This window comes from Streptomyces sp. MnatMP-M17, assembly GCF_900091995.1.
Classification (GTDB): domain Bacteria; phylum Actinomycetota; class Actinomycetes; order Streptomycetales; family Streptomycetaceae; genus Streptomyces.
This window is the reverse complement of record NZ_FMDK01000742.1, coordinates 1-2,403: the sequence shown is the minus strand read 5'-3', so window position 1 is coordinate 2,403 and position 2,403 is coordinate 1. Positions and strand designations below refer to the sequence as shown.

Genomic DNA, 2,403 nt, shown 5'->3' with positions numbered 1-2,403 from the left:
AACCTCAACCACCCACCGGCGGTCAGACGCCGAGCCGGCGCGCCACCACCCCACCCCACTCCCGCGCACACCACCCACCAGCCCGCACCCGACCACCGCCGACCCCCACCCGAACATTGGTCCATACCAGGACCTTGACGTGGCGTGAGTTCACTTCTTAAATCACGAGCGGGCCGCATGCGTGAATGCATGTCAGATACATGACAGTGCGTGCTCACGCAGCTCACGCAGCTCACGCAGCTCACGCACTGCGCGCGCCCCCGCACCCCCCACCGTCGGCAGAAGAAGGGATCGTCCCCGCGATGACCACGATCAGAGACAGGGACCGCCTGAGGAGTGTCGGTGTACGACTCCTCGCGCTGCTCGCCGTACTCCTCGGCCTGACTGCCGCTCCCGCCGCCCATGGCGCCGTTCAGAAGGCGAACGCCGCCGCGCCGTTCAATGTGCTGGCGTTCTACAACGGCACCTGGGACGACGCCCACATCAGCTTCGTACGGGAAGCCAACACCTGGTTCCCCCAGCAGGCCGCCGCCAACAACTTCTCGTACACGGCGACCAACAACTGGAACCAGCTCACAAACATCACCAAGGACCAGTACCAGGTGGTGCTCTTCCTCGACGACGCGCCGCAGACGGCCGCCCAGCGGTCGGGCTTCGAGCGGTACATGCGCAGCGGCGGGGCCTGGATGGGCTTCCATGTGTCCGCGTTCACCACCAACGCCGGCGGCTGGTCCTGGTACTACAACGACTTCCTCGGATCCGGGAACTTCCGCTCCAACACCTGGGGCCCGACCACCGCGACGCTCAAGGTGGAGGACCGTACCCACCCCACGACCACCAGCCTGCCGGCCACCTTCACCTCGTCGGTCAGCGAGTGGTACAGCTGGACCAACGACCTCAGGGCCCGGTCGAACATCAAGATCCTCTCGTCGGTCGACCCGGTGAGCTTCCCGCTCGGTACGGACCCGAACCAGTCCTGGTACAGCGGCTACTACCCGATCATGTGGACCAACACCGGCTACAAGATGATCTACGCCAACTTCGGGCACAACGCCATGAACTACAGCACGGGCCAGACGCTCTCCTCCACCTTCGGCAGCGCGACCCAGAACCGTTTCGTCCTCGACAGCCTCAAGTGGCTCGGTACGGGTGAGGGCGGCAACCCGACGCCGCCGGGACCGATCAACGAGTCCGCCTGGTACGCGCTCGTGAACGCCGGCAACAACCTGTGCGTGGACGCTCGTGCCGCGGCGACCGCGAACGGTACGGCGATCCAGCAGTACACCTGCAACAGCACGCTGGCCCAGCAGTACCAGATCCGCTCCACGGACAGCGGCTTCTCCCGTATCGGACCGCGCGCCAACGCCCAGCAGGCCGTCGATGTCACCGATGTCTCGACCGCCGACAACGCTCCGATTCAGCTCTGGAACTACACCGGCGGCCTGAACCAGCAGTGGCAGGCGGTGGCGGAGACGGCGGGCCGCTACCACTTCACGGCCCGCCACAGCGGAAAGTGCCTGAGCGCCCCGGACGGCGCGACCTCCGGCACCCAGCTGATCCAGCGCCCCTGCAACGGCTCGGCGGCCCAGTCGTTCCAGCTCATCCAGCAGCCCTGACCCACACCCGCCCACCTCTCCGGGCCCGCGCATCCCCCATCCGGGTGCGGCGCGGGCCCGGAGCGCTGACGCCACGGAGAGCCGCGGCTCGTTAGCATGAGTGGCAAGGCTTCGCCTGCGCGGCAGAGCGGCCGGGCCGCCGAGAGGCAGGAGCGAGGGACATGACGATCGCCCCCGATCACGCACGGTGTGACGCTCTCCAGGACCAAGCGATGCGCGACATCGTTGAACGGATGCAGGACAGCGTTCCCGGCAAGCTGGAGATCACGCGGGAAGGGATCGTCCACGACATGACGACCCCCGGCGGGCCCCACGAGCTGACAGCGGCCCGCGTCAGCCGAAGGCTGGAGCAGGTCATGCCGGACGGCCTGCTCGCCCACACGGGCACGCCCGATGTGGAAGACCCGCATGCGGGCGTGATGCGTCACCCGGACGTGATCGTGATCGCCGAGGCCGACATGGACACCGAGGGCTCCATCGACCCGCGCACGCTCGTCGCCGCCATCGAAGTGGTGTCCCGCTCCAACCCGGACAACGACTGGGTGAGCAAGGTGCGGGACTATCCCCTGCTCGGGATTCCGGTGTACGTGATCTTCGATCCACGCACCGGCACGGGCGCGGTCCTGTCCGACATCCACCCCACCCCGGCCGGCCCCCGGTACGCGACCCGCAAGGACTTCCTGTACGGCGAGGAGATCACGATTGCCGAGTGGACGATCTCAACCGACCGCCTGCCCCGCTACTCCTGAGGCCCGTCCTTCGGAGCGGCTGCTTCGGCATCTGGAGA

2 protein-coding genes are annotated in these 2,403 nt (G+C 67.4%); both read left to right on the top strand.

Annotation, left to right across the window (positions count from 1 at the left end; genetic code table 11):
- The first annotated feature begins 302 nt into the window (after positions 1–302).
- Positions 303–1,616: a ThuA domain-containing protein gene (locus GA0115259_RS29635; RefSeq protein ID WP_093602721.1), complete on the top strand. Its 1,314-nt coding sequence runs from the start codon at positions 303–305 to the stop codon at positions 1,614–1,616.
- A gap of 161 nt (positions 1,617–1,777) precedes the next feature.
- Positions 1,778–2,365: a Uma2 family endonuclease gene (locus GA0115259_RS29630; RefSeq protein ID WP_093602719.1), complete on the top strand. Its 588-nt coding sequence runs from the start codon at positions 1,778–1,780 to the stop codon at positions 2,363–2,365.
- The last annotated feature ends 38 nt before the right edge of the window (positions 2,366–2,403 follow it).